The organism is Aliihoeflea sp., from assembly GCF_052435475.1.
Taxonomy (GTDB): Bacteria; Pseudomonadota; Alphaproteobacteria; order Rhizobiales; family Rhizobiaceae; genus Aliihoeflea.
This window is the reverse complement of the sequence record NZ_JBQVMV010000005.1, coordinates 1-25,564: the sequence shown is the minus strand read 5'-3', so window position 1 is coordinate 25,564 and position 25,564 is coordinate 1. Positions and strand designations below refer to the sequence as shown.

The following is a 25,564-nucleotide window of genomic DNA, read 5'->3' as shown; positions in this document are numbered from 1 at the left end:
GATCAGCGCCGGCTCACCTTCATCGGCAAGCCGCCTTGCGGCTGGGTCGTGAGTTTCTGGACCGGCCAGGGTTTCGTTTCGGGCAGCGTGTCGAAGCGGTAGCGCGACATCAGGACGGCGAGGGCGATGACGGCTTCCTGCATGGCGAAGGCGGCGCCGATGCAGATGCGAGGGCCGGCGCCGAAGGGGAGGTACTGGTAGCGGTCGAGCGAGTCACGGTTTTCCGGGTGGAAGCGGGCGGGGATGAAGGCTTCCGGGTCGTCCCAGATCTTGCGGTGGCGGTGGACCGTCCACGGCATGACGAGCACCTGCGCGCCCTTGACGATCTCGAGATCCTCGTAGCGGTCGGCGGCGATGGCCTCGCGGTTGATCGAGGGGGCCGGGGGGTAGAGCCGCATCGCCTCCTCGAAGGCGGCGCGGGTGAGCGGCATGGCGTCGATCCAGTCCTGCGGGGGCAGGTCTTTGGCGAGCGCCGCGTCGATCTCGGCCTCGATCCTGTCGCGCTCCCATGGGGATTCGGCGAGGCAATAGAGCGTCCAGCCGAGGGCGCGGGCGGTGGTCTCGTGGCCGGCGCCGATGAAGGTGATGATGTTGTCCTCGATCTCGGCGCGCGTGAGGCCGTCCGGGCCTTCGGCTTTCAGCAGCAGCGTCAGGAAATCGGCCGGAACGTCCTCGCCGCGATCCATGCGGGCCTTTCGCAAGGCGATCGTGTCGGCGACGATCTTGCGGAAGAAGGCGAGGGATTTCTTGCCGCGGATGCGGGTGAAGCGGGGCAGCCAGTCGGGGGCGCCGAGAAGGTCCATCGGGTCGACGCGGCCCATAGTCTCGAACAGGCGGTCGACCTGATGGGCGAAGGAGCCGGGCTCGCCCGCGATCTCGCCGGAAAAGAGCGTTTCGGCGAGGATGTCGTAGGTCAACATGGTCATGTCGCGCGATACGTCGGCGCGGTGGGTGTCGCGGTAGCGCTCGGCGAAGGCGAGCGATGTCGACAGCATGGCGGGCGCGAAGCCGTCGATGTTCTTCGGCGTGAAGACCGGCGCCATCGCCTTGCGCGAGCGCTTCCAGACGTCGCCCTCGGCGGTGAGCAGTCCGTCGCGCAGGATGGGGCGGAGGATCTTCTGGCGCACGCGCGCCATCTTGTAGTTCTTCGCGTTCTCGACGAGGACGTAGCGGATGAGGCCCGGATCGTTGGCGATGACGAGCGGGCCGCCGATGCCGGTCGAGATCGAGATCCATTTCTCGTTGTAGGAAGGCTCGCCCCACAGTTCGAGCGGGTTGTTGTAGACGATCCGCATCATCTGCAACGTCGAGGGCGGCGACTGGCGCGGCCGGGGCGCCGGCGGCACGAAATGGGCGGGCTTGGTGTCCATGGCGGCGCTCCTCGGTTCCGATCAATCTAGGGAGCGCCGGGCGGCCTCGCCAGCATCGCGCCTCGGCCCTGCGACAATTTTGCCCGTGCCGGAGGCTGGAACCTTGCGGCGGGATCGGCATTTTGCGGGCGGAACGGCACGAAGGCCGGTCGCGTGGCGCAATCGCCACGCAAAGTCGAAAAAAATAAAGACTTTTCCTTTAGTCGTGCAACCATCGGCCTCGACATGAGTTGGGCCGAGCTGCCGTGGACTTGGGTAGACGTAAGTTGGACAACGCTTGCAAGATACTGGTGGTCGAAGACGAGATATTCGTCGCGATCGAAATCGAATACGCCATCGGCGAACTCGGCCATGAACCGGTCGGAATTGCGGCGGATCGTTCGTCTGCGCTCGAGATGGGAAAGCGCGCCGAAGTGGCGCTCGTCGACCTCAATTTGCGCGACGGCGCGACCGGCATCGAGATCGGCCGGGAACTCGCCAGCCGCCACGACGTGACCGTCGTCTTCATGACCGCGAACCCGACGCAGCTCGGCGACGGTGTCCCCGGCACACTCGGCGTGATCGCCAAACCTGTCGCTGACAGCGAGTTGCGCGACGCGATCCGTTATGCGGTCGCCTGCCACAACGAGCACATGGACGCCCAGCCCCCCGCCCGCCTGCAGCTTTTCATGACGCCGGGCGGCCAACCTGGGCGCGGGGCGCACGGCTGACGCCAGCCCCCTGCCCGTGACAATCACTGCCCTCGAAGCTGCCTGAAGCGCCCTACACGCCGCGTCGCAACCTTGCCGCACGCGACAGGGCCCAGACGGGCACCGTGATCTCGACCCGCAATCCATCCGGCTCGAAGATGCGCTCGATCGTCCCGCCCATCTGCCCCCGAATGCTCAACTCGATCAGTCGCGAGCCGAAACCGCTGTCCGATGCCGCTTCGGCGGACGGCGAGGCGCCTGCGACGTGCTCCTTCCACGTGACGTGGTAGTCGGCGTCATCGGCAAAAGTGGTGATTTCGATGCGGCTGTCCGCCCCCGAGAACCCGCCATATTTGGCGGCATTGGTTCCCAGTTCGTGGAAGACCAAGGCGAGCGGCGTCGCCGCCCCCTCGGCAATCGGCAGGTCCGGGCCGCTGATCGACACATGGGTGCCGTCGCCGTCATAGGCGGCCAGCAGAGCGCGCAGCAGACCGTGAAGCGAGGCATGCCCGTCGACCGATGATTCCAGGGCACGCGGACGGACGAATTCGTGCGCGGTGCCGAGCGCCAGGATGCGGGCGCGCAGCTCGGCGGCGAATTCCTGCGCCTCGGGCCGGGTGCGCGCGGTCAAGCCCACGATGGAACCGAGGACGGAGAAGATGTTCTTGATCCGGTGCGACAGCTCCTGCGCGACGACCTCGCGTTCCTCGGCCGCGATCTTGGTTTCGTGAACGTCGGTGCAGGTTCCGAACCAGCGGATGATGCGTCCCTTGTCGTCGCGGATCGGCAGGGCGCGGCCGAGGGTCCAGCGATATTCGCCCGAATGGTGACGAAGGCGGTATTCGATGTCGTAGGGCTCGCCGGTGCGCAGCGAATGGGACCATTGCTCCCAGGCGCGCGGCTGGTCGTCGGGATGGAACATGCCGTTCCAGCCCTCGCCGTCGGTCGATCCGACCGGAACGCCGGTGAACTCGTACCAGCGGGCATTGTAGTAGTCGTGCAGGCCATCCGGCGTGGTCGACCAGACCATTTGCGGCATGGTGTCGGCGATGGCGCGGAACTTCGCCTCGCTTTCCTTCAGGTCCGCTTCACGGCCGCGCAGGCGCTCGGACGCCGCGACGAGGATCGCGCCGATTTCCGAGAATTCGCGCACGCGCGACGGACGTGGTGTGACCGGCTCGCCATCGGCCAGTTGATGCGCCTGGGCGGCCAGGCCCGTCGCCGACTGGGCCAGACGGCGCGCAAACAGCGAGGCAAGCAGGGCCGAAAGACCAAGTGCAAGCAGACCGAGCAGGACGAAGAACTGCACGAATCGCACCGCGGGCGCGTTGAGTTCGCGCTGCATGACGCCGATGGCGATGCGCCAGTCCGAAACCAGCGACCGCGAATAGGTGCCGAAAACCGCCTCGCCTTCGACTGTCGTCGCGTTCCAGCTTCCGAAATAGCCGGCCGTATTGGCGCGCAGATCGTCCGTGGCGATCTCGCCGACGAATTCCTCGTGCCGCCTGCTGCGGGCGACGATGCGGTCGTTGTTGTCGATCGCCGCGACGGTCCAGCTTTCGGGCAATTGCTGTGCGAGGAGCAGTTCGCGGATTCGGGTTGCGGGAACGGCCAGGCTGAGGATGTAGCGCGGCTCGCCATCGACGACGATCGGCATCGTCACCGCGAAAAGCGGTTCGCCAGCGACCGGGCCGTCGAAAAGATCGAGGATTAACGGTTCGTCCGAAGCCAGAACGTCGGCGTCCGTCGGCTGAGGCGTACGCGGCAATTCCGAGCCGAACGGGCGGCGCAGATTGACGAGCTGCTGGCCGTCGGGCGTGCGCAGCACCGCGTTGAAGCCGAGCCTGTCATCGACCTGCGAGGCCTTGGCGTGGAAAGCCTCGATGTCTCCGGACTGAAGCTGGGGCGATACCGCGAGAACCTCGAGCGCCGAGGTCAGGCTCAGCAATTCGCGATCGATCGCGGCCGACAGGTCGCGCGCGGCTTCGGATGCGCGCGCCTCCAGCCTCTCGCGCTCGGCGATGGCCAGGTTGAACAGGATGTAGGCCATGAAAGCCAGAAGCGGCAGGCACAATGCGGCAGCAAAAAACGCAAGCTGTCGACGCAAGAAAGTTCCCCCAAATCCGGCCCGGCCTCTCAAGGCTTCCAACGTGTTTAATCGCCGTTGGTTCACCATGACAACACGCAGGTCGCGACAAGTTTGCGCAAGGCTTTGGAAAAGTGGACGTGAAGGCGCCGCAAAGCCGTGCAAAACTTGGAAAATCAGGCGTTCGCCCCTATATTCGGGTCACCAAAAGCGCCTGAGTCGCATGACTTGTCCGCGCGCTTGACGACGACATCCACGAAGATCGGAATTTCATGAGCGACACGCCCGAAAACCTCCCCGGCGAACCGGCCGAATATGGCGCCGAATCCATCAAGGTTCTCAAGGGACTGGACGCGGTGCGCAAGCGCCCCGGCATGTATATCGGCGACACGGATGACGGCTCGGGCCTGCACCACATGGTCTACGAAGTCGTCGACAACGCGATCGACGAATCGCTCGCCGGCCATGCCGATCTCGTCACCGTCACGCTCAATCCCGACGGTTCGGTCACCGTGACCGACAATGGGCGCGGCATCCCGACCGACATGCACAAGGGCGAGGGCGTCTCTGCGGCCGAGGTCATCATGACCCAGCTCCATGCCGGCGGTAAGTTCGACCAGAATTCCTACAAGGTCTCGGGCGGCCTGCACGGCGTCGGCGTCTCGGTCGTCAATGCTCTCTCGGCATGGCTGAAGATGAAGATCCGCAGGAACGGCAAGTTCCACGAGATGAGCTTCACCCATGGCAATGCCGACGGGCCGCTGACGGTTACCGGCACCTATGTCGAGGACAAGCAGCCCGGCACCAATGACGGGCGCTCCGGCACGGAAATCACCTTCTTCCCGTCCGCCGAAACCTTCACGATGATCGATTTCGATTATGGAACGCTGGAGCATCGCCTGCGCGAACTCGCCTTCCTGAATTCAGGTGTGCGCATCGTCCTCACCGACAAGCGTCATGCCGACGTCAAGGTGCAGGAACTTTTCTATGAAGGCGGGCTGGAAGAGTTCGTCAAATATCTCGACCGGTCCAAGAAATCGCTGATCCCCGCGCCGATCGCGATTCAAGCCGAGCGCGACGGCATCACCGTCGAAGTCGCCATGTGGTGGAACGATTCCTACCATGAGAACGTGCTGTGCTTCACCAACAACATCCCGCAGCGCGACGGCGGCACGCATCTGGCCGGTTTCCGCGGCGCGCTGACGCGCCAGGTGACGAGCTATGCCGATGTTTCCGGTCTGACCAAGAAGGAAAAGGTCTCGATCACGGGCGACGATTCCCGCGAGGGGCTGACGGCCGTCCTGTCGGTCAAGGTGCCTGACCCGAAATTCTCCTCGCAGACCAAGGACAAGCTGGTCTCGTCCGAGGTTCGCCCGGTGGTCGAAAACCTCGTCAACGACGCGCTCGGCACCTGGTTCGAGGAACATCCGGCCGAGGCCAGGGTGCTGATCGGCAAGGTGATCGAGGCGGCGGCGGCGCGCGAGGCTGCGCGCAAGGCGCGCGAACTGACCCGCCGCAAGGGTGCGCTCGAAATCAGTTCACTGCCCGGCAAGCTGGCGGATTGCCAGGAGCGCGATCCGGCCAAGTCCGAAATCTTCATCGTCGAGGGTGACTCGGCAGGCGGCTCGGCCAAGGGCGGGCGCTCGCGCCAGAACCAGGCGATCCTGCCGCTGCGCGGCAAGATCCTCAACGTGGAGCGCGCGCGGTTCGACCGGATGCTTTCGTCCGACATGATCGGCACGATGATCACCGCGCTCGGCACCGGCATCGGCAAGGACGAGTTCAACGCCGACAAGCTGCGCTACCACAAGATCATCATCATGACCGACGCCGACGTCGACGGCGCGCATATTCGCACGCTGCTTTTGACGTTCTTCTTCCGCCAGATGCCGGAGCTGATCGAGCGCGGGCACCTCTATATCGCCCAGCCGCCGCTCTATAAGGTCAGCCGAGGCAAGTCGGTCCAGTACATCAAGGACGAGCCTTCCTTCGAGGATTATCTGATCGGGCAGGGTCTCGACGAGGCTTCGCTCGAACTGTCGACGGGCGAGGTTCGGGCCGGGCAGGATCTGCGGGCCGTCATCAACGACGCGCTGGGCGTCCGGTCGCTGATCCAGGGTCTGCACACGCGCTATTCGCGCTCGGTGGTCGAGCAGGCGGCGATCGGCGGCGCGCTCAATGCCGAGCGCATGGGCGACGCGGCGCAGGTGCCGGCCATCGTGCAGACCGTTGCCGATCGGCTCGACATGATCTCCGAGGAGACTGAGCGGGGCTGGGAAGGCCGCGTCAATCCGTCGAACGAGGGTGCCGGCGGCGTCGTCTTCGAGCGCACCGTGCGCTCGGTACGCGAAATCGTCACGCTCGATGCCGGGCTGATCGGCTCGGCCGACGCGCGGGCCATCGACCGCTATACCCAGCGGCTTCAGGAAGTCTACATGAAGCAGCCGGTGCTGCGCCGCAACGACAAGGCGGAGGTGATCGCGGGGCCGATGGCGCTGCTCGACGCGATCTTCGCCACCGGCCGCAAGGGCCTGTCGCTGCAGCGCTACAAGGGGCTGGGCGAAATGAATGCCGACCAGCTCTGGGAGACGACGCTCGACCCCAATGCGCGCTCGCTGCTGCAGGTGAAGGTCAACGACGCGACCGACGCGGATTCGCTGTTCTCGCGCCTGATGGGCGACGAGGTGGAGCCGCGCCGCGAGTTCATCCAGGAGAACGCGCTGTCGGTCGCCAATCTCGACATCTGACCGCCCAGACGAGCCATACGGGGCCGCGTCTTCGGGCGCGGCCCCTTGATTTTGGCGCCGCGAACATCGATATCGGCGCCAACTCACGAATTTTCGAAGGAAGACGGGATCAGCCATGAACGATCGTCCGGAAAACGAACGCATGAGCGGCGAGAGCGGTGAGACGCACACCGATCCGAACATCGAGGCCAGCGCCGACATGGCGGAAAGCCAGGACAGCCAGGCCGATTTCGAGGCCTTCATGCGGCTTGCCGGGGAAAACGAGGACCTGGCCAAGCAGAATGCCGAACTGAAGGACCGCGCGCTGCGCATGGCGGCCGAGATGGAGAATTTGCGCCGGCGCACTCAGCGTGAGATCGCTGATGCCAAGAGCTATGCGGTCGCCAATTTCGCCCGCGACATGCTGTCGGTTTCCGACAATATGCGCCGCGCGCTCGACGCCATCCCGGCCGAGGCGAAGGGTTCGGACGATGCCGGCTTCAAGGCGCTGATCGAAGGCGTCGAGATGACCGAGCGCGACATGCTCGGCGCACTGGAGCGGCACGGCGTCAAGCGTCTGGCGCCCGAAGGCGAGCGCTTCGACCCGAACTTCCACCAGGCGATGTTCGAGATTCCCAACCCGGACGTGCCGAACAACACCGTGTTGCAGGTCGTCCAGACCGGCTACGTGATCGGCGAGCGCGTGCTGCGCCCGGCGATGGTCGGCGTCTCCAAGGGCGGACCGAAGGCGGGACCGGCGGATGCGCCGGCCGAACCCGGCCCGCCCAATGCGCAGTCCGAAAAGGACGCATAGCGATCCAAAGGCGCCTGCGGGCGCCTTTTTCGTGGGCAATCGCACATCCGGGCGGCGTTAACCGCGCGCTTTCATTGGACCTTAACCCGCACTTGCTCGGATGGTCCGAGCGCGATTTCGCGCGGGAGGCCAAATTGAACCTGCTCCTTTTCCTGGACTATGCCGGCATCGCGGTGTTCGCGGCGACCGGTGCGCTGGCCGCCTCGCGCAAGCAGCTCGACATTATCGGATTCCTGTTCCTCGCCGGGGTGACGGCGATCGGCGGCGGCACTTTCCGAGACCTCGTTCTCGACGTGCCGGTCTTCTGGATCGCCAATCACAACTATCTGCTCGTCTGCGCCATCGTCGCCATCGCCGTCTTCTTCGGCGCGCATCTGGTCGAATCGCGCTACCGGTTGCTGCTGTGGCTCGACGCGGTGGGCCTTGCGGCCTACAGCGTCTTCGGCGCCTACAAGGGCCTCGAAGTGACGGGATCGCCGGTGATCGGCGTGGTCACAGGCGTGCTGACGGCGACGTTCGGCGGCATCCTGCGGGATCTTCTGGCGGGCGAGGCATCGGTGCTGCTGCGGCCCGAAATCTACGTCACCGCGGCGCTGTCCGGGTCGGTCGCCTATGTCCTCGCCGACCTTGGCGGATCACCTGCCGGCGGCGCGGCGCTGATCGCGTTTTCCATCGCGTTTTGCGTGCGCGGCGGTGCGCTGGCCTATGGCTGGACGTTCCCCGCCTACAGGAGCCGGCCCGGCCGGGCTCCGGAAGACATTCCGACGGAATAGACCGGAATCATGCGGCGAAGCGCTGGGCTTCGGCGCCGTAGTAATTGATGTAGCGCGCCGAAATTTTTGCGACCGGCAGGACGACGAAGACGTCCGTGGTGCCGAATTCGTGGTCGATGACGCAGCCCTCGCCGATCATCGCGCCAAGGCGCAGATAGCCCTTGATCAGGGGAGGCATGGCTGCAAGGGCCTCGCGCGTGCGAACGGCCTCGGCGGGCATCAAATCCATCGTCACGAGCCGGTCCGCGACCGCGCGCACGGCCCAGTCGCCGGTTGCGCGGCAATTGTGATGAAGGAAGGAGAGCGCCTCGGCATGGCGGGCCGGGACGGTGCCCTCGAACGAGGCGCAGCCGGCCATGATGTCGATGCCGTGGCGGCGCGTATATGCCCAGATGCCTTGCCAGAGAAGCTCGACCGTGCGACGCGAACGATAGGCGGGGAGGACGCAGGAGCGTCCCAGTTCGAGGATGTTGAGGCCCGGGTGGCGCGCCGCCAGCGCCTCGATGTCGAATTCGGCACTCGAATAGAAGCCGCCCGTCGCCGAGGTCTTTTCCTGTGGCAGCAATCGGTAGGTGCCGACGATGCGCTCCCGGTTCGGGACCGCAAGGGACGTATCGATGACGAGGAGATGATCGCAGATGTTGTCGAAGCGATCGGCGTCGCGCGAAAGGTCGCACGGCGCTCCGTTGCCCCGTTCGGCGTAGAAGACGCGGTAGCGCAGCCTTTGCGCCGCCTCGATCTCGCAGGCGCTCGTCGCCAGATGCACTTCCAGCGCGCCGATGCGGCCGAGACATGTCTGCGGGCCGGTCGATAGCTGCGGGCGGGGTGCATCGGTCATGACAAGGCCGGTCGTCTCGTCGCGCGGAAGAAGGATCGGGTTCATCGGCCAGTCTCCACATCACCGGATGTGCGATCCATAGCCGCCTTGGGCAACATTATCATGACAGGCGCGAAAGTCACGCCGCCGGCAGGTCAGCGAGCCGCCGTCTCGTCCAGAACGGCGATGAGGCGGGCCGGGTCGACGGGCTTTGCGATGACGCCGGATGCGCCGAGCGCGAGGATCGTTTGCCGGCTTTCGGCCCGGTCGTCGGCGGTCAGGACCAGGATCGGCACGCTCGGCAGGCCGTTCTCGGCTTCATGGGCGCGGATCGCGGCGATGGCTTGCGAGCCGTCCATGACCGGCATCTGCAGATCCATCAGAATGACGTCGAAACGCATGCCGGGCCGCATCGTGGCGGCTTCCAGCGCGAGCCGCCCGTTGGCGACGGTCTCGACGCGATGGCCGGCGCGGGTCAGAGCGGAGCGGGCGAGAAGCGCGTTGATCTCATTGTCCTCGGCGACGAGGACGCTGAGCGCGGTGCGCGCCTGGGCGAGCGTCATGCGCCGTGTTGGCCTCGCCTGCTCGATCCGTTCGAGCAGGACCTTTAGCAGCGTGTCGCGCCGGAGCGGGCGCGGCAGGAAATGGCCATAGCCGTGGGCGCGCAAATGCCCCATCCGGCCGCGCGACTTGGGGTCGACCAGGGTGATCGCGGGCGCGTCATGACCGCAGACCTGACGAAGCCGGCGCAACAGCGCGCCATCGTCGTTCTCCAGTGCGGCGTCGACTACCAGAAGCGTGAAGCCGCTGCCTTCGGCAAGGTGAGCCGCCTCTTCGACCGTGCGCGCGACGGCGGCCATGCCGCCATGATCGCGCACGCACAGCGCCATCGCCTCCGCCTCCATGCGGTTGCGCGAGACGATCAGCACGCGCTTGCCGGACAGCGGCGCGCCGGGGGACGATTCCTCCAGCACCTCGATGGGAATCTGCGCCGCGAAGATGCTGCCGTAGGCAGGCTTGCTCGCCGCCGTCAGCCGGCCCCCCATCGCCTCGGCTATGCGCTGGGAGATCGCCAGACCGAGCCCCGCCCCCGCCTGCCGCAGCGCCGCGTCCGAGCCTGCCTGCTCGTATTCCATGAAGATGCGCGACAAATCGGCGGGCGCAAGGCCGGGCCCGGTGTCGCGCACGCTCAGCCGGATCATCTCGACGCCATCGACGCGCTTGCGAACCAGCTTCACCAGGACCCCGCCGCGATCGGTGAACTTGATCGCGTTGCCGACGAGGTTGAGAAGGATCTGCCGGACCTTGCCGCCGTCGAGCAGCGCGCGCTCCGGCACGTCGGCGGCGACGTAGAGGCCGAGTCCGATACCCTTGGCATGGGCGCGCGCGGCCAGAAGTTCGACGACGTTCTCACACAATTCGCGCAGGTCGGTCGGGCGGCGGTCGAGATCGAGACGGCCGCTCTCGATCTTGGAATAGTCGAGCAGATCCTCGATCAGCGCCAGAAGCGCGCTCGACGAGGTCGAGATCGCCCCGACATAGGTCGATTGTTCGGGCGACAGCGCCGTCTGGCCGAGAAGCTGCGCCATGCCCATGATGCCGTTCATCGGCGTGCGGATCTCGTGGCTGACGGTGGCGAGGAAGCGCGACTTCGCGCGGCTCGCCTCGACCGCCTGCCGGCGCGAGACCTCGCCTGCCGCTTCCGCGGTCTTGCGCTGGGTGATGTCGCGGGCGACCGCATGATGGCGGACCGTGCCGTCCTGGCGGCGCTCGGACAGTTCCAGCCAGGAAAGCCAGCGCTCCGTCGGCTGGCCGGGCAGCGCGAATTCCAAAGCGCTGATCGCGGGTCTGGCAGCAAAGGCGGCATCGGGTGCGCTCGCAAGGTCGACGCCCAGGGATTTCAACGTGGCGCCGCGCAGTTTTGTCGGCTCGTGGCCGAGCATCCGCGCGAGTTCAGCGTTGATCGCGAGGATATGGCCGTCGCCGTCACGGGTCATGCGGCCGAGGCCCAGCGCCTCGATCAGGTCCGGCGTCGACCAGGGGTCGAGCGGCGGCACCGCAGGCGCGGGCAGACGCAGCCGCGCCGGACCCGCCTTCCTGCGCATGGCACGCTGCGGGGCGAAGAGCGAAAGGCCGGCCAGCGTCAGTGCGCCGGCGACGAGCGGTACGGAAACGAGATAGGACGCGTCGGTCAGGAAGGCGACGGCAGCGATCGCCATCAGGAAACCGGCGACCGGCAGTCCGGCCGTATAGATCGCCGGTTGCGGCGCATCCGGCAGATCCATCGCCATGGGCGGCGAGGCGACGACGCGGCGCGACGACGCGTCGTCCGCGTGCCCGATGGCGGCGGTCGGCTCGCTGCCCGCGCGGCGCGTATGGAGGCCCGGCTTCATCGCCGAACCATGCCACGGCCCCGTTAGGGAAGGATCGGCGCAATCGTTCCAATTTTAGCGATTGCGCCGAAAGCCCCTCAAAGGGCTCTACATTTCGACGACCACGCGGCCCCTGACCTTGCCGTCGACGATGTCGCGCGCCGCCTGTTCGATGCCGTCGAAACCGATGGTCGTGGCGATGGAGGCGAGCTTGGCGGCATCGAGATCGGTGCCGATGCGCTTCCACGCCTCCTCACGGATTTCGCGCGGGGCCATCACCGAATCGATGCCGAGCAGCGAAACGCCGCGCAGGATGAAGGGCGCAACGCTGGTCGGCAGGTCCATGCCGCCGGCCAGCCCGCAGGCAGCGACCGCGCCGCCATAGGAGGTCATCGACAGGACGTTCGCCAGCGTGTGGCTGCCGACCGCATCGATGCCGCCGGCCCAGCGTTCCTTGCCGAGCGCCTTGGCCGGCTGCGACAGTTCCTCGCGGTCGATAATGTCGCTCGCGCCGAGCGATTTCAGATAGTCGCTTTCCGAAGTCCGGCCGGTCGAGGCGATGACGCGGTAGCCGAGGCGGGCGAGGATCGCGATCGCGACCGAGCCGACGCCGCCGGCGGCGCCCGTCACCACGACCGGGCCGCGGGCGGGAACGATGCCGTGCCGCTCCAGCGCCATGACGCAGAGCATCGCCGTGTATCCGGCGGTGCCGACCGCCATCGCATCCTTCGCGGTCATGCCGGCGGGCAGGCGCACCAGCCAGTCTCCCTTGACCCGCGCGCGGCCCGCATAGGCGCCGTGATGGGTCTCGCCGACCCCCCAGCCGTTCAGGATGACCTTGTCGCCGGCCTTCCAGTCCGGATGGCTCGAAGCCGAGACCGTGCCGGCGAAATCGATGCCGGGGATCAGCGGCCATTTGCGCACGACGGGCGCCTTGCCGGTGATCGCCAGCCCGTCCTTGTAATTGACCGTGGTGGCCTCGACGGCGATGGTGACGTCGCCCTCCATCAGGTCGGCGTCGGTCAGATCGACCGTGTTGACCGACTGGACCTTGTTGTCGTCGCGCGAGACGAGGATGGCCTTGAAACTCTCCGACATCGAAACTCCCTGAAATCTGCTTTTGCGTTGCAGCGAGTTTCCGACGTCAGATGCGCGCCGTCAACTTGGCGTGCGGGACTTGCGCCAGGCGATGATCTCTTCGAGGACCACCAGCATCGCACCGACCGTGATGAAGGCGTCGGCGAGATTGAACACCGCGAACGACCAGTTGGGCAGGTGGAAGAGGACGTAATCGACGACGTAGCCGAGCCAGACGCGGTCGATCAGATTGCCGATCGCGCCGCCGATGATCAGCGCGAAGCCGAGCCGCGCCCAGCGCTGGTGCGGTTCGGACTTGGCGGCGAGATAGAGGACGAACAGCGTCACCGCGCCCGTCATCACGACGAGGCCGACGGAGCCGAACTCGGACAGGAGCGAGAAGGCGATGCCGGTGTTGTGGGTGCGGAACAGCGCCAGCATCGGCACGATATCGATGCGCTCGTGCATCGCCATGTGCGTTTCGACCCAGAATTTGATCCACTGGTCGAGCGCGACGGCGACGATGACGACGAGGCCGTAGCCGATCAGGACGCGCGGATTGCGGGGATGGGTTTCGCTCACGCCAGTCTGTCTCCGATTTCGAGGGCGGCGCGGCGCACCTCGTAAAGCATGATGCCGGTCGCAACCGACAGATTGAGCGAATCGGCGCGTCCGGCCTGGGGAATCCGCACCAGTTCGTCGCAGGCGCGGGCCAGTTCGTCCGGCAGGCCCTGCTGCTCGTTGCCCATCAGGAGGACGACCGGGCGGCCCTGATAGCGCGGCGTGCGATAATCGACGGAGCCGTTGAGATGCGTGCCGACGAGCATGGCGCCCGCCTTCGCCTTCCAGGCGAGGAAGGCCTCCGGCGTCGCGCGCGCGACGGGCACGGAAAAGACCGAGCCCATCGTGGCGCGTACGGTTTCGAGGGAGAACGGATCGGTCGTCTCGCCGACGAGGACCACGCCCTTGGCGCCGACCGCGTCGACCGTGCGGATGATGGTGCCGAGATTGCCCGGATCGCGCACCCTGTCGAGCGCCACCCAGACATCGCCGGCAGAAAGGCGGATGTCGGGCAGCTTCGTCAGCTTCTGCTCGAAGACGCCGACGACCATCTGCGGATTGTCGCGGCGGGTGATCGCGCCGAGCACCTTTTCGGAGACTTCGAGCACCAGACCGCCCAGCGCGACGGTGCGCGCGGCGACCTTCTCCACCGCCGGATTGCCGATGCCGGCCTTGGAATAGATCAGCGTCCGGATCGTCCAGCCGCCCTCGAGCGCGTCGATGACGAGCTTCAACCCCTCGGCCATGAAGGCGTGCTGTTCGTCGCGGAATTTCTTCAAGGCCAGCGCCTTGATGTCCTTGACGATCGGATTGGAGAGGCTGGTGATTTCCTTCACCTGGCCCACGCGGGGCGTCCTCGGCTCGCTCATTGCGCCACCCACCGCGAAAAGAGCGAGGTCGACAGCGCGCGGCCGGCGGACTTCTCGCGAATGATGAGTTCGCCCGATTCCACGCACCCGCCCTGACCTGCGAAGATGTCGCGCATCAAGGCGTGGATCGCGAAGAAGGACGAGCGGATCGAATAAGCCGTCAGGACGACGCCGATGGGCCTGTCCGTCAGGATCGAGCGGCAGATGTCGGCCATCGCCGGCAGGTCCTCGAAAAGCTGCCAGACCTCGCCCTTGGGGCCGCGCCCATAGGCGGGCGGGTCGAATAGAATGATGTCGTAGCGGCTGTCGCGGCGCTCCTCGCGCTCGACGAACTTCATCGCGTCCTCGCAGATCCAGCGGATCGGCTTGTCGGCGAGGCCCGCCATTTCCTGATTCTCGCGCGCCCAGCCGATCGCCTTCTTCGAGGCGTCGACATGGGTGACCTCGGCGCCGGCGCGTGCGGCAACCAGCGAGGCGAGGCCGGTATAGCCGAAGAGGTTCAGGACCTTGACCGGCCGCTTGGCCGCCTTGATCCAGTCTTCCATCTGCGACCAGTGCGAGGCCTGCTCGGGGAAGACGCCGACATGGCGGAACGAGGTGAAGCGGCCGAGATAGTCGATCCCGTCATGCTTCATCGGCCAAGTCTCGCCGAGCGGGCTTTTCGGAAAGCGCCAGCGGCCCATGCCTTCCTCGTCGGTGTCGCCGGTGAAGACCGCGTCGACGTTCTCCCAATCGCGGGGCCCGAGCGCCGGCTGCCAGATCGCCTGCCCTTCCGGGCGCACGATGCGGTAGGGGCCGTACTGCTCGAGCTTCAGCCCGGCGCCGGAATCGATCAGCGCATAGTCGTCATTCGGCGCGACCTCGAGGATCAGCGGCAGGTTTTCTGCCGGCAACGCGCCCTTGCGGCGCGACAGATCGCGCGCGGCCTTCGGCGCCGGCGCGGATTGCGGCGCACGGTCGGACGTCTCGGGCCGGTCGCGGCGCCTGTTGCGCTCCCTGGATTTCAAGCTCTCGTTCTCGTTCAGGACAGATGCGCGCGCTTCTGCCATAGAGGCGCGGCAACCGCAAGGAATGCAGGAAAGCCGGCACCACGCGGTTCGTGGCTTGGGCCGGCGTCCGCAACATGGATACTTGCGGTTCAAGTAAAAATATGCATATTTACTTAGAGGGGCCACCATTCCTGCTTCAAGACAGAAGAGATGCTCCTATGTCCAACATCATGTTGTTGTCCGGCATTCGCCGGGCGCACTCTATTTTTGCCGTCGCTCTAGCAGTTGCGGCGCCCCTGGCGCTTGCAGCCTGCCAAAGCGCGGACCCCGCGGCCAACGCCGCGGCAGCATCGGCGCCGGCAGCCGCGGCCGAACGTCCGGCCACTGCGGATGAAATCCGCGCCGTAGCCGTGGGCCGGACGATGTCCGGCGGCATGACCTACAAGGCCGACGGCACCTATCTCTATCGCGGCGCCGACCCGGGCCGCTACGAGATTACTGACGGTCGCGTCTGTGTAAAGTTCAACACCGGCGCCAACCGCTGCGACCGGGTCGTCACCAACGGAACCAGCTACACGATGATCAACGCCAGCGGACGGCGCTTCCCCTTCGGCTGAGCTTGACATCGCTCGCATGCAATGAATTCTGCCGCCGGTCCGAAAGGGATTGGCGGCAGATGGCAGGCGCACTCACGACCATCGGCTTCGATGCCGACGACACATTGTGGCAGAATGAACAGTTCTTCCGCATGACCGAGGCGCATTTTGCCGCGCTGCTGGCCGATCACGCGGAAAGGGAGCATCTGACGCAGCGGCTGCTCGAGGCCGAGAAGCGTAATCTCGGGCATTACGGTTTCGGCATCAAGGGCTTCACCTTGTCGATGATCGAGACGGCGATCGAGATCACGGATGGGCGGGTGCCGGCGGAGACGATCGCGAAGATCCTCGCGGCCGGCCGCGAGATGCTGCGCCATCCGGTCGAGACGCTGCCGCATGCCGCCGAGGCGCTGGAGGCGCTTGCGGGGCGCTATCGTCTGGTCCTCATCACAAAGGGCGACCTTTTCGACCAGGAGCGCAAGCTCGCCGCATCGGGGCTCGGCGAGCATTTCGACGCGGTGGAAATCGTTTCGGACAAGAGCGAGGCGACCTATGCGCGCATCTTCTCGGTCGGCGGGCACGACCCGTCCACGGCAATGATGATCGGCAACTCGCTCAAGTCGGACGTCGTCCCGGCACTCGATGCGGGGAGCTGGGGCGTCTACGTGCCGCACGACCTGACATGGAGCTTCGAGCACGCCGACAAGCCGGACGCACATCCGCGCTTTCGCGAGATGGCGGACCTTTCCGGGCTGGCCGCGCTGGTCGGTGAAATCGACGGCTAGGCGCGTGGGCGGGCGACGACCTTGCCGGAAGCGTCCGTGGATTCGGGCTGCTGGGCGCGTTGCTGGCGGGCCATCTTGCGATAGGGCGCCTGGCGCAGCCAGGTCGCGATCGAGCCGAGGAACATGCCCAGCACCAGCGTCAGGAACAGAAGAACGAAAAGCGGCGCCTGGAAGGTGAGCGCCGGATTGTCGGCGTTGAACGGATCGAGCGAGAACGGCACCCAGCCGCGGTTCGCCACCGCAAGCGCGATCAGGAGGATCGCTACCGGAAGATAGATGGCGAGGCCGACGAATTTGCGCATAGGTGCTCCGTTTGGCGGGCTTGGCTGCTCAGGACGAGGCGTCGGTGTTCAGCCGCTCGCGCAGTTCCTTGCCGGTCTTGAAGAAGGGGACCCACTTTTCCTCCACTTCAACGGCCTCGCCCGTGCGCGGGTTCCGCCCGACGCGCGCTGGCCGGTTCTTGACCGAAAAGGCCCCGAAGCCGCGCAGTTCCACGCGGTTTCCCTGTGCCAGGGCCTCGGTAATCTCGTCGAAGATCGCGTTGACGATATTCTCGACGTCGCGAAGGAAAAGATGCGGATTGCGGTTGGCAATCGTCTGCACCAGTTCGGATTTGATCATCGTCCCATCCCTCTCCCAGGACCCGCCGCAGCAGGACCGCCTGCCCCCTCGTCGGAGCTTGTGGCGATCCACATGACCCATCGCGCATCGCACCGATCCGCAAAACCGGTTACCATTCCTGACAACGATGCTCTAGCCGAATGATTTCATTAAATTTTTAGTCGGCCGTCGATGAGGAGCGAGGTTGCCAGACCGATACAAGCCCGTCAAGAAACAAGGGCTCCAGTCCGGCGCGGGCGAAAAGCGCGTTCACGAGGCGGTCGAGGCCGAGAAGCGAGGCGATGGTCGCCTGCGATCCGACACCCCACCAGCCGCCCTGATTGCGCGGCTTCCACTCGACGACTTCGAGTTCGCCATCGACGCCGCGCGTGCCCAGCCAGCGCACCGCCTCCTCCTCGCCGCCGAGGCTGTCGACCAGTTTGCTGTCCAGCGCCTGACGGCCGGTGAAGATCGAGCCGTCCGCAAGCGCCAGCACCTCGGCGCGATCGAGCGGCCGGCGATCCTGAACGAGGCCGACGAACCATTCATAACTGTCCATGACGAGGGCGCGGATCATCGCGCGTTCTTCCTCGGTCGTCGGCGTGAAGGGCGAGGGCTCGGCCTTGAGCGGCGAGGACTTCACGCCGTCCACCTTGATCCCGAGATTGTCCATCAGCCCGGTGACGTCCGGATACTGGAAGAGGACGCCGATCGAACCGACGATGGAGGACTGGCGCGCGACGATGTGGTCGGCGGCGCTGGCGATCATGTAGCCGGCCGAGGCGGCGAGCGTTCCGACCTGCGCGACGACCGGCTTTTCGGCAGCCAGCTTGCGCACCGCCTCAAACACCGCCTCGCCGCCCGCGGTCGTGCCGCCGGGCGAATTGACGTGCAGGATCACGCCGCGGACCATCGCCGATTCCCGGACGCGCTCGAGACGCTCCAGAAGCTCCTCGTCCTCGGTGATCGTGCCCTCGATCTTGATGCGGGCGATGTGCGCAATGCCCACGCCGGTGCCGTCGCGCCAGAAATAGCCCGTGGTCGCGACGACGATCGCCGCGACGAGCAGGATGGCGGCGACGCGCCAGAATGAGAGCTTGCGCCGCAACCGTCTGCGGTCGATCAGATCGTCGGCTCGTGCGGCCATGCCGGTCGTCCTTCTTCTTCGCGAAGGCTTTTCTTATCCGATGGCAGAGGCGGATAGAAGAGGCGGCGCAGGGCAGCCACGCACATGGCCGCATCACCTTGCGTGAGAGGCACCCCTGTTCAATAGCCGGAAAATCACCATATTGGGCGCTTATCCAAGTCGTTCGAAGATTTCGTTCATAGAAGTTTCAGGCAAAACGGCGCATAGCAGCGACAAATCCTGCGATCCGCATGCCGATCGCAGCACAGATCGAGAAGCAGGGCCGTTCTCAAGGCCCTGGCAGAGGTTCGAGATGACCGACATTTCAAGGCCGGACGACCGCTTCGTGCGCGCGCAGCGCCATTCGAGCCGGGTGCGGTTCATGAAACGCGCCCTGCCCGTCGGCGCGGTGGCGCTCGTCGTCATCTTCGGGGCCGCCGCATGGCTGTCCTCGCCGGGCTCCATCGGCTTCCAGCTCGGCTCGACCTCGGTCGAAGACGGGCGCCTCGTCATGCAGAACCCCAAGCTCGACGGCTTCACCTCCGACAACCGCCCCTATTCGATGAGCGCGGCGCGCGCCTCGCAGGTGATCGGTGCAGGCGACCGGATCGACCTGGAACAGATCAACGCCCGGCTGCCGCTCGAAGGCGACGACTGGGTTACCGTGATCACAGAAAGCGGCACGTTCGACCGCACGGCCAACCGGCTCGACGTGACGAGCCCGATGAGCGTGCAGACGGAGAAGGGCATCAATGCGCGCTTCCAGTCGGCAGTCGTCGACATTTCGAGCGGAGCGCTGCAAACGAACGATCCGGTCGAAATTGATCTTGACGGAACGAACGTTACCGCCGACTCCATGCAGATCGCCGATGACGGCGCGGTGCTGATCTTCGAGAACCGGGTGCGCATGCGCATCGACGGGGCGAAACTGCAGTCCGCGTCCAATGCCAGTGGAGTGACGCAGTAATGGGGACGGGGATCAGGGGGATTTTCGGCGGCGCGGCCGTGCTCGGGCTTGCGCTCGTCATGGCGTCCGTCGCGACGGCCCAGCAGGCAAGCCGCATGTCGGGGCTGCAGCTCGACGGCGACCAGCCGATCGAGATCGAGAGCGACCGGCTCGAAGTGCGAGACAATGACGGCACCGCCGTCTTCACCGGCAACGTTCAGGTGGTGCAGGGCGAGACGACGCTGCGCGCCGGGCGCATGGTCGTCCATTACGTCAGCGACGGCTCCGGCGCCTCGACGCCTTCGACCGGCGCTTCGGACATCGAGCGCATCGAGGTCGAGGAAACGGTCTATATCCAGACCGCCACGCAGGTCGCCACCGGCGATCGCGGGACGTTCGACATGGGCACCGAGCTTCTGACGCTTTCCGGCCGCGAGGTCGTGCTGACCGAAGGCGAGAACGTCATCGTCGGCTGCCAGCTTCGCGTCCAGATGAACACCGGCGTCGCCGAACTCGACGGCTGCGGCAACCAGGGCGGCGGGCGCGTGCGCATGCTGCTCCAGCCCGGCTCGCAGAGGCAGTAATCGGCCCGATGCTCAACCGACCGGAACCTGCGGCCACGGCCAGCACCACCGATCCGCGCCGCTTCAAGGGCACGCTGATCGCGCGCGGCCTGACGAAGAGCTACAAGGGGCGCCAGGTCGTCTCGGGCGTCTCGCTGGGCGTGCGCGCGGGCGAGGCCGTCGGGCTGCTCGGCCCCAATGGCGCGGGCAAGACGACCTGCTTCTACATGGTCACCGGGCTCGTGCCGGTCGATGCGGGCACGATCGAGATCGACGGCAACGACGTCACCTCGCTGCCGATGTATCGCCGCGCTCGCCTCGGCATCGGCTATCTGCCGCAGGAAGCGTCGATCTTCCGCGGCCTTTCGGTCGAGCAGAACATTCGTGGCATTCTCGAGGTCACCGAGAAAAACCGGAAGATCCGCGAGGAGCGGCTCGACGAGCTTCTGGAAGAATTCAACATCTCGCATCTGCGCAAGGCCGCATCGATCTCGCTGTCGGGCGGTGAGCGGCGGCGGCTGGAAATCGCGCGCGCGCTGGCGTCGAACCCGAACTTCATGCTGCTCGACGAACCCTTCGCGGGCGTCGATCCGATCGCGGTGTCCGACATCCAGCATCTGGTGCGCCAGTTGACGGCGCGCGGCATCGGCGTGCTCGTCACCGACCACAATGTGCGCGAGACGCTCGGGCTGATCGACCGCGCCTACATCATCCATGCCGGCCAGGTGCTGACGCATGGCCGGCCGACCGAAATCGTCGCCAATCCGGACGTGCGCCGGCTCTATCTGGGCGAAGGCTTTACCCTTTAGCCGGATTTGCGCCGGCCCGAAGTCCAATCGGCTTGACAAGCAAGTCCCGCGCCAGTTTTGTATCGCCCTGACGAGAGGCCGAAAAAGGCCCTTACGGGATCGGGTCGAAATGGGGCTTGGGGCCAGACTTCAGCTTAGGCAGTCGCAATCGCTGGTGATGACACCGCAATTGCTGCAGTCGATCCGTCTCCTGCAGTTCACCCAGCTCGAGCTCGACAAGTTCATCGATGAGGAAATCGAGCGCAATCCGCTGCTCGAACGGGCAGAGGCCGACGACGCTCCCGACGAGGACGCGCCAGGCCACGAGCCATCCGCCGAGGACGGCGTCGATCAATGGTTCGAGGCCAGCGATGGCTCGAGTTCGGAACGCATGGCCGACCAGCTCGACACCTCGCTGGAAAACGTCTTTCCCGACGAACCGGCTCTCGCGGCGCTTTCCTCTTCGGCGCCGTCAGCTTCGGGACCGACCGATACCGGCTTCGACAGTTTCGATTTCGCGCCCGGCAAGCCCGACCTTCGCCAGCATGTGCGCGAGCAGATCGCGCTGTCGATCCGCGCGCCGCAGGACCGGTTCATCGCGGGGGAGCTTGCCGACGCGCTCGACGAGGATGGCTATATGCGCGCCGACACCGGCGAGATCGCCGACCGGCTGGGCGTGCCGGCGGCCGAGGCCGAACGCGTGCTTGGCCTTTGCCAGCGCTTCGACCCGGCCGGGCTCTTCGCGCGCGACCTTGCCGAGTGCCTCGCGCTGCAGCTTGCCGCGCGCGACCGGCTCGACCCGGCGATGGCGGCGATGGTCGCCCATCTGGAACTGGTCGCCCGGCGCGATTTCGCGACGCTGAAAAAGATTTGCGGCGTCGACGAGGCGGACCTTCTCGACATGCTGGCCGAACTGCGCGGCCTCGACCCGAAGCCCGGCCTCGCCTTCGTCGTCGACACGGCCGAGATCATCCGGCCCGATGTGGTGGTCCGCGCGGCGCCGGACGGGAGCTGGGCGATCGACCTCAACCCCGACGCCCTGCCCCGCATTCTCGTCAACCAAACCTATGCCGCGACCGTCTCCAAGGGCGCGCGGCAGCGCGAGGACCGGGATTTCGTCTCCGAATGCCTGCAGAGCGCCAACTGGCTGGTACGCTCGCTCGACCAGCGCGCGCGAACCATCCTGAAGGTCGCGACCGAGATCGTGCGCCAGCAGGACGCGTTCCTCGCCCATGGCGTGCGGCATTTGCGCCCGCTCAACCTGAAGACCGTCGCCGACGCGATCGGGATGCACGAATCCACCGTCAGCCGGGTGACGTCGAACAAGTTCATGATGACGCCGCGCGGCGTCTTCGAGTTCCGCTATTTCTTCACCGTCGCCATCGCGGCCTCCGGCGGCGGCGACGCGCATTCGTCGGAAGCGGTGCGCGACCGCATTCGCGCCTTGATCGACGCCGAGCGGCCCGAGAACGTCCTCTCCGACGACGCGATCATGGACGCGCTGAAGGCGGACGGGATCGACATCGCGCGGCGCACGGTGGCGAAATATCGCGAGGGAATGAACATCGCCTCCTCCGTCCAGCGCCGCCGCGAAAAGCGCGCAAGAGCGGCGTTTTCGGGCTGAGCCGGGCGGCTTCATTGACAAGGTTTCGTTAAGGGACTAGAAGCCGCGCCGCAATGGGCCGGGGCGCAAATGCCATCCGGTCTTCGGCGCATGTTCGCCTCCGGCCCGACCCCCGACGTCGTGGGGAGACGGCGCCGGAAAACCTTGTGCAGGCTGGCGACGGGTATACACTCGCCTATGTACCCAGATGGGTCACCAACGGCCCGGTCAGCATGAACAGAAGGTCAGATAGGTCATGAGTCTGCGCATTTCGGGAAAGCACATGGAGATCGGCGAAGCGTTCCGCACGCGGATCGAGAGCCGTATCGGCGATGCCGTCGACAAGTATTTCGACGGCGGATTTTCGGGACGGGTGACCGTCGAGAAGGCCGGCTCGCGCTTTACCGCCGACTGCTCGATCCACATCGACACGGGCATGGTGCTGCAGGCGACCGGACAGGCGCAGGACCCGCAGCTCGCCTTCGACGGCGCGGCAGAGCGCATCGAAAAGCGCCTGCGCCGCTACAAGCGCCGCCTGAAGTCGCACAATACCGGCGCCAACGGCGCTGACGCCATCGACATGGCCTATCGGATCATGTCGCCTGTCGGCGAAGAAGACGACGAGGTGCCGGACGATTACGCACCCGCCGTCGTCGCCGAATCGACCGTCGCGTTGCAGACCATGTCAGTCGCGACCGCGGTCATCGAACTCGACACCAAGGACACGCCGGTCGTCGTCTTCCGCAATGCCGGGACGGATTCGGTCAACATCGTCTATCGACGCCCCGACGGGAATATCGGCTGGATCGACCCGTCTTCGGCTTTGGGCGCGAACGCGAACTAGCACCGGCGAGAAACGTTCGCCGAATGCGGGATCAAGAGGATTTCCAATGGATCTGAGCGATCTGATCGAGGCTTCGGCAGTGATGCCGGCCTTGAAGGCCAATTCCAAGAAGCAGCTTCTGCAGCTTCTGGCCGAAAAGGCGGCATCGATCACCGGCCTGCCCGAGCGTGAAATCTTCGACACGATCCTGCAGCGCGAACGCCTCGGCTCGACCGGCGTCGGCAACGGCATCGCCATTCCGCATGGCAAGCTGCCCGGTATCGCGAAGATCACCGGCGTCTTCGCCCGGCTCGACCATCCGGTCGAGTTCGAGGCGCTGGACGACCAGCCGGTCGATCTCGTCTTCCTGCTGCTCGCGCCGGAAAGCGCGGGCGCCGATCACCTGAAGGCGCTGTCGCGCACCGCTCGCGTGCTGCGCGACGGCGAGACGGTCGCCAAGATCAGGGGCACCACGGACGCCTCCGCGATCCACGCTTTCCTGGCCGAAAACGCGACCACCAACGCCGCCTGAGCTTTGCTCACGGCACGAAAAAAGGCGGCTTCGGGCCGCCTTTTTCATGTTCCCCTGCAGCGTTCGGGCGCGCAGGGAAATCCGGTCGAAACGGGTGTGTCAGTGAATGCTGACGGGCACGAGATCGTTCTGCATCGCGCCGGCGATCGCCGTCTCGCGCTGGTCGGTCAGAAGGATCGGCCGGCCATCGGCGGCAAAGACCGCCCAGAGCCGCAGCCCCGACGCCATTTCCGGCATGCCGGGGAACTTGCCGCGCAGATCGTCCGAATCCATCTGGCGCAGATAGGCGACGGTTCCCTCGCCCAGATGCGCGAGTTCGTCGTTCGTCAGCGGATTGTCGTGATGTTCGTTCTCAGTCATCGTCAGCCTCCTGAGCCTGGCGGGACGTCTCACAGGACCAACCCGCAGCCGAGCCTTTCGGTTCCGATTGATCCTGCGATCAATCTTTCACTAAAATGTTGATTTTCTTTACCAGCCGTTCCGGTTCCGGACGGTCGAGATCGATGCCCAAAAGCCCGTTCTTCAGGGCCGCACCGGTCACACGCATGCCGTCGGCAAGCACGAAGATGCGCTGGAACTGCCTTGCGGCGATGCCGCGGTGGAGAAAATCGCGTTCCCCGTCGTCGACCTGCTTGCCGCGGACGACGAGCTGGTTCTCTTCGATCGACACGTCGAGATCGCTTTCGGCGAAGCCCGCCACGGCCAGCGTGATGCGCAGGCGATGGCCGGCATTTTCGCCCGATGCCAGGCGCTCGATGTTGTAGGGAGGATAGGAATCGCCGGATTTGGCGACCCGTTCGAGCGTCTTTTCCATCGTGTCGAACCCGAGCAGAAGCGGATTCGAGAAAGGTGTCATGCGCGTCATTTCGTGTCCTCGAAGAGCGACGGTCTGGCCGGACCCCGAAGGCGTTCTGGCCGTTGACCCTGATATGGATTGTCGCCATACGCAGTTCAAGTCGAACGCGAGGGACCAATCACATGTCGCAGGCCGCAAAGATCATCATCGACACCGACCCCGGACAGGACGATGCCGTGGCCATATTGCTGGCCCTGGCGAGCCCCGAACTGGAGGTGATCGGCATCACGGCGGTCGCCGGCAACGTGCCGCTGGCGCTGACGGAGACGAATGCGCGCAAGATCTGCGAGCTTGCCGGCCGCCCCGACATCAAGGTCTATTCCGGTGCAGTCCGGCCGCTGATGCGCCAGCTCGTCACCGCCGAGGAAGTCCACGGCAAAACCGGCCTCGACGGCCCGGACCTGCCGGAGCCGACCATGCAGCTCCAGAAGCAATACGCGGTCGACTATCTGGTCGAGACGCTGATGGCCGAGCCGGAGGGCACGATCACGCTCTGCCCGCTCGGGCCGCTCACCAACATCGCGCTCGCGCTGATCAAGGAGCCGAAGATCGCAAGCCGCATCAAGCAGATCGTGCTGATGGGCGGCGGCTATTTCGAGCAGGGCAACGTCACGCCGTCCGCCGAATTCAACATCTATGTCGACCCGCACGCCGCCGACGTCGTGCTGAAATCGGGCGTGCCGATCGTGATGATGCCGCTCGACGTCACCCACAAGGCGCTGACGACGCGCGCCCGGGTCGAGGCGATCCGCGCAATTGGAACGCCGGTCGGCGAGGCGACGGCAGCGCTGCTCGATTTCTTCGAGCGCTACGACGAACAGAAATACGGCACCGATGGCGGGCCGCTGCACGACCCTTGTGTCATCGCCTGGCTTTTGAAGCCGGAGCTGTTCTTGGGGCGCGATTGCAACGTCACCGTCGAGACCATGTCGGAACTGACGATGGGCGCGACCGTCGTCGACTGGTGGGGCACGACCGGCCGGCCGAAGAACGCCAAGGTCATGCGCGACATCGACGCGGATGGTTTTTTTGGGTTGTTGACGGAGCGGCTGGGGCGACTTTGATCTGGGGGAGTTGCAAAGGGTTTTTTCTGAATTGACCCCCACCCTTTATCCCTCCCCACAAGGGAGATCGTTGCAAAATTGGCTGATTGTGATTCAGTCGTCTTTGTTTGGAGGCGGTTTGATGAGCGGTCAGCTTGGG

Annotated in this window: 26 protein-coding genes; 13 read left to right on the top strand and 13 right to left on the bottom strand. The window is 65.7% G+C overall.

The genetic code is table 11. The features are described from left to right. Nucleotides 1-2: 2 nt before the first annotated feature. A complete protein-coding gene (locus ACT6QU_RS08375) occupies nucleotides 3-1,370 on the bottom strand; it encodes a cytochrome P450 (RefSeq protein ID WP_444564122.1) in 1,368 nt (455 codons plus the stop codon). A gap of 266 nt (nucleotides 1,371-1,636) precedes the next feature. Between ACT6QU_RS08375 and ACT6QU_RS08370 the strand changes: the two genes are divergently transcribed. Continuing rightward, a complete protein-coding gene (locus ACT6QU_RS08370) occupies nucleotides 1,637-2,080 on the top strand; it encodes a response regulator (protein WP_444564123.1) in 444 nt (147 codons plus the stop codon). Between the two features lie 52 nt (nucleotides 2,081-2,132). Here the strand turns inward: ACT6QU_RS08370 and ACT6QU_RS08365 are convergent, their stop codons facing one another. Continuing rightward, entirely contained in the window at nucleotides 2,133-4,166 is a 2,034-nt protein-coding gene (locus ACT6QU_RS08365; protein WP_444564124.1) for a sensor histidine kinase, read from the bottom strand. A gap of 251 nt (nucleotides 4,167-4,417) precedes the next feature. Here ACT6QU_RS08365 and gyrB point away from each other — a divergent pair, with 251 nt between their 5' ends. The 3 genes from gyrB (at nucleotide 4,418) to ACT6QU_RS08350 (ending at nucleotide 8,458) form a co-directional block, all read left to right on the top strand. After that, nucleotides 4,418-6,892 carry a DNA topoisomerase (ATP-hydrolyzing) subunit B gene (gyrB, locus tag ACT6QU_RS08360; protein ID WP_444564125.1) on the top strand — a complete coding sequence of 825 codons (2,475 nt, stop codon included), beginning with the start codon at nucleotides 4,418-4,420 and terminating at the stop codon, nucleotides 6,890-6,892. 115 nt (nucleotides 6,893-7,007) lie between these two features. Next, nucleotides 7,008-7,685: a nucleotide exchange factor GrpE gene (grpE, locus tag ACT6QU_RS08355; protein ID WP_024586923.1), complete on the top strand. Its 678-nt coding sequence runs from the start codon at nucleotides 7,008-7,010 to the stop codon at nucleotides 7,683-7,685. Between the two features lie 134 nt (nucleotides 7,686-7,819). Further along, nucleotides 7,820-8,458, top strand: a complete 639-nt coding sequence (locus ACT6QU_RS08350; RefSeq protein ID WP_444564126.1) for a trimeric intracellular cation channel family protein — start codon at nucleotides 7,820-7,822, stop codon at nucleotides 8,456-8,458. 7 nt (nucleotides 8,459-8,465) lie between these two features. On the opposite strand, the gene ACT6QU_RS08345 is transcribed toward ACT6QU_RS08350, so the two are convergent. From ACT6QU_RS08345 to ACT6QU_RS08320, 6 genes are all read right to left on the bottom strand, one after another. Further along, complete coding sequence (locus ACT6QU_RS08345) at nucleotides 8,466-9,296, bottom strand: GNAT family N-acetyltransferase (RefSeq protein ID WP_444564146.1); 831 nt, start codon at nucleotides 9,294-9,296, stop codon at nucleotides 8,466-8,468. Between the two features lie 134 nt (nucleotides 9,297-9,430). Continuing rightward, complete coding sequence (locus tag ACT6QU_RS08340) at nucleotides 9,431-11,668, bottom strand: response regulator (protein ID WP_444564127.1); 2,238 nt, start codon at nucleotides 11,666-11,668, stop codon at nucleotides 9,431-9,433. 87 nt (nucleotides 11,669-11,755) lie between these two features. Beyond that, nucleotides 11,756-12,745, bottom strand: a complete 990-nt coding sequence (acuI, locus tag ACT6QU_RS08335) for an acrylyl-CoA reductase (NADPH) (protein ID WP_444564128.1) — start codon at nucleotides 12,743-12,745, stop codon at nucleotides 11,756-11,758. Nucleotides 12,746-12,805: 60 nt separating this feature from the next. Continuing rightward, complete coding sequence (gene lspA, locus ACT6QU_RS08330; RefSeq protein ID WP_444564129.1) at nucleotides 12,806-13,306, bottom strand: signal peptidase II; 501 nt, start codon at nucleotides 13,304-13,306, stop codon at nucleotides 12,806-12,808. Further along, nucleotides 13,303-14,154 carry a TrmH family RNA methyltransferase gene (locus tag ACT6QU_RS08325; RefSeq protein WP_444564130.1) on the bottom strand — a complete coding sequence of 284 codons (852 nt, stop codon included), beginning with the start codon at nucleotides 14,152-14,154 and terminating at the stop codon, nucleotides 13,303-13,305. The genes lspA and ACT6QU_RS08325 overlap by 4 nt, the downstream gene beginning before the upstream one ends. Next, the gene (locus ACT6QU_RS08320) at nucleotides 14,151-15,068 is read right to left on the bottom strand and encodes a class I SAM-dependent methyltransferase (protein ID WP_444564147.1); all 918 of its coding nucleotides are present in this window, start codon (nucleotides 15,066-15,068) and stop codon (nucleotides 14,151-14,153) included. Before ACT6QU_RS08320 ends, ACT6QU_RS08325 begins: the two co-directional genes overlap by 4 nt. A 293-nt stretch (nucleotides 15,069-15,361) precedes the next feature. Between ACT6QU_RS08320 and ACT6QU_RS08315 the strand changes: the two genes are divergently transcribed. Together ACT6QU_RS08315 and ACT6QU_RS08310 are read left to right on the top strand one after the other, a co-directional pair. After that, entirely contained in the window at nucleotides 15,362-15,760 is a 399-nt protein-coding gene (locus tag ACT6QU_RS08315; protein WP_444564131.1) for a hypothetical protein, read from the top strand. Between the two features lie 59 nt (nucleotides 15,761-15,819). Beyond that, nucleotides 15,820-16,524, top strand: a complete 705-nt coding sequence (locus tag ACT6QU_RS08310) for an HAD family hydrolase (protein WP_444564132.1) — start codon at nucleotides 15,820-15,822, stop codon at nucleotides 16,522-16,524. On the opposite strand, the gene ACT6QU_RS08305 is transcribed toward ACT6QU_RS08310, so the two are convergent. From ACT6QU_RS08305 to sppA, 3 genes are all read right to left on the bottom strand, one after another. After that, nucleotides 16,521-16,826 carry a DUF1049 domain-containing protein gene (locus ACT6QU_RS08305; protein WP_444564133.1) on the bottom strand — a complete coding sequence of 102 codons (306 nt, stop codon included), beginning with the start codon at nucleotides 16,824-16,826 and terminating at the stop codon, nucleotides 16,521-16,523. The genes ACT6QU_RS08310 and ACT6QU_RS08305 overlap by 4 nt on opposite strands. A 28-nt stretch (nucleotides 16,827-16,854) precedes the next feature. Further along, nucleotides 16,855-17,145 (bottom strand): integration host factor subunit beta, encoded by a 291-nt coding sequence (locus tag ACT6QU_RS08300; protein WP_024586913.1) that lies wholly within the window; start codon nucleotides 17,143-17,145, stop codon nucleotides 16,855-16,857. A gap of 157 nt (nucleotides 17,146-17,302) precedes the next feature. After that, on the bottom strand, nucleotides 17,303-18,271 hold the full coding sequence (gene sppA, locus ACT6QU_RS08295) for a signal peptide peptidase SppA (RefSeq protein ID WP_444564134.1): 969 nt from the start codon (nucleotides 18,269-18,271) through the stop codon (nucleotides 17,303-17,305). Between the two features lie 292 nt (nucleotides 18,272-18,563). On the opposite strand from sppA, the gene lptC reads away from it, so the two are divergent. The 6 genes from lptC (at nucleotide 18,564) to ptsN (ending at nucleotide 23,505) form a co-directional block, all read left to right on the top strand. Further along, nucleotides 18,564-19,217, top strand: a complete 654-nt coding sequence (gene lptC / locus ACT6QU_RS08290; protein ID WP_444564135.1) for an LPS export ABC transporter periplasmic protein LptC — start codon at nucleotides 18,564-18,566, stop codon at nucleotides 19,215-19,217. Continuing rightward, nucleotides 19,217-19,780 carry an LptA/OstA family protein gene (locus tag ACT6QU_RS08285; RefSeq protein ID WP_024586910.1) on the top strand — a complete coding sequence of 188 codons (564 nt, stop codon included), beginning with the start codon at nucleotides 19,217-19,219 and terminating at the stop codon, nucleotides 19,778-19,780. Before lptC ends, ACT6QU_RS08285 begins: the two co-directional genes overlap by 1 nt. Before the next feature lie 8 nt (nucleotides 19,781-19,788). Beyond that, on the top strand, nucleotides 19,789-20,568 hold the full coding sequence (lptB, locus tag ACT6QU_RS08280; protein ID WP_444564136.1) for an LPS export ABC transporter ATP-binding protein: 780 nt from the start codon (nucleotides 19,789-19,791) through the stop codon (nucleotides 20,566-20,568). Nucleotides 20,569-20,677: 109 nt separating this feature from the next. Further along, nucleotides 20,678-22,171 carry an RNA polymerase factor sigma-54 gene (gene rpoN / locus ACT6QU_RS08275; protein WP_444564137.1) on the top strand — a complete coding sequence of 498 codons (1,494 nt, stop codon included), beginning with the start codon at nucleotides 20,678-20,680 and terminating at the stop codon, nucleotides 22,169-22,171. A 235-nt stretch (nucleotides 22,172-22,406) separates the two neighbouring features. Next, entirely contained in the window at nucleotides 22,407-22,994 is a 588-nt protein-coding gene (gene hpf, locus ACT6QU_RS08270) for a ribosome hibernation-promoting factor, HPF/YfiA family (RefSeq protein ID WP_024586907.1), read from the top strand. A 46-nt stretch (nucleotides 22,995-23,040) separates the two neighbouring features. Beyond that, complete coding sequence (gene ptsN / locus ACT6QU_RS08265) at nucleotides 23,041-23,505, top strand: PTS IIA-like nitrogen regulatory protein PtsN (RefSeq protein WP_444564138.1); 465 nt, start codon at nucleotides 23,041-23,043, stop codon at nucleotides 23,503-23,505. 99 nt (nucleotides 23,506-23,604) lie between these two features. Here the strand turns inward: ptsN and ACT6QU_RS08260 are convergent, their stop codons facing one another. Further along, nucleotides 23,605-23,865: a DUF1150 family protein gene (locus ACT6QU_RS08260; protein ID WP_024586905.1), complete on the bottom strand. Its 261-nt coding sequence runs from the start codon at nucleotides 23,863-23,865 to the stop codon at nucleotides 23,605-23,607. Between the two features lie 79 nt (nucleotides 23,866-23,944). Further along, nucleotides 23,945-24,370, bottom strand: a complete 426-nt coding sequence (locus tag ACT6QU_RS08255) for an Hsp20 family protein (protein ID WP_444564139.1) — start codon at nucleotides 24,368-24,370, stop codon at nucleotides 23,945-23,947. A 113-nt stretch (nucleotides 24,371-24,483) separates the two neighbouring features. Between ACT6QU_RS08255 and ACT6QU_RS08250 the strand changes: the two genes are divergently transcribed. Next, a complete protein-coding gene (locus ACT6QU_RS08250; protein ID WP_444564140.1) occupies nucleotides 24,484-25,425 on the top strand; it encodes a nucleoside hydrolase in 942 nt (313 codons plus the stop codon). Nucleotides 25,426-25,564 lie beyond the last annotated feature (139 nt).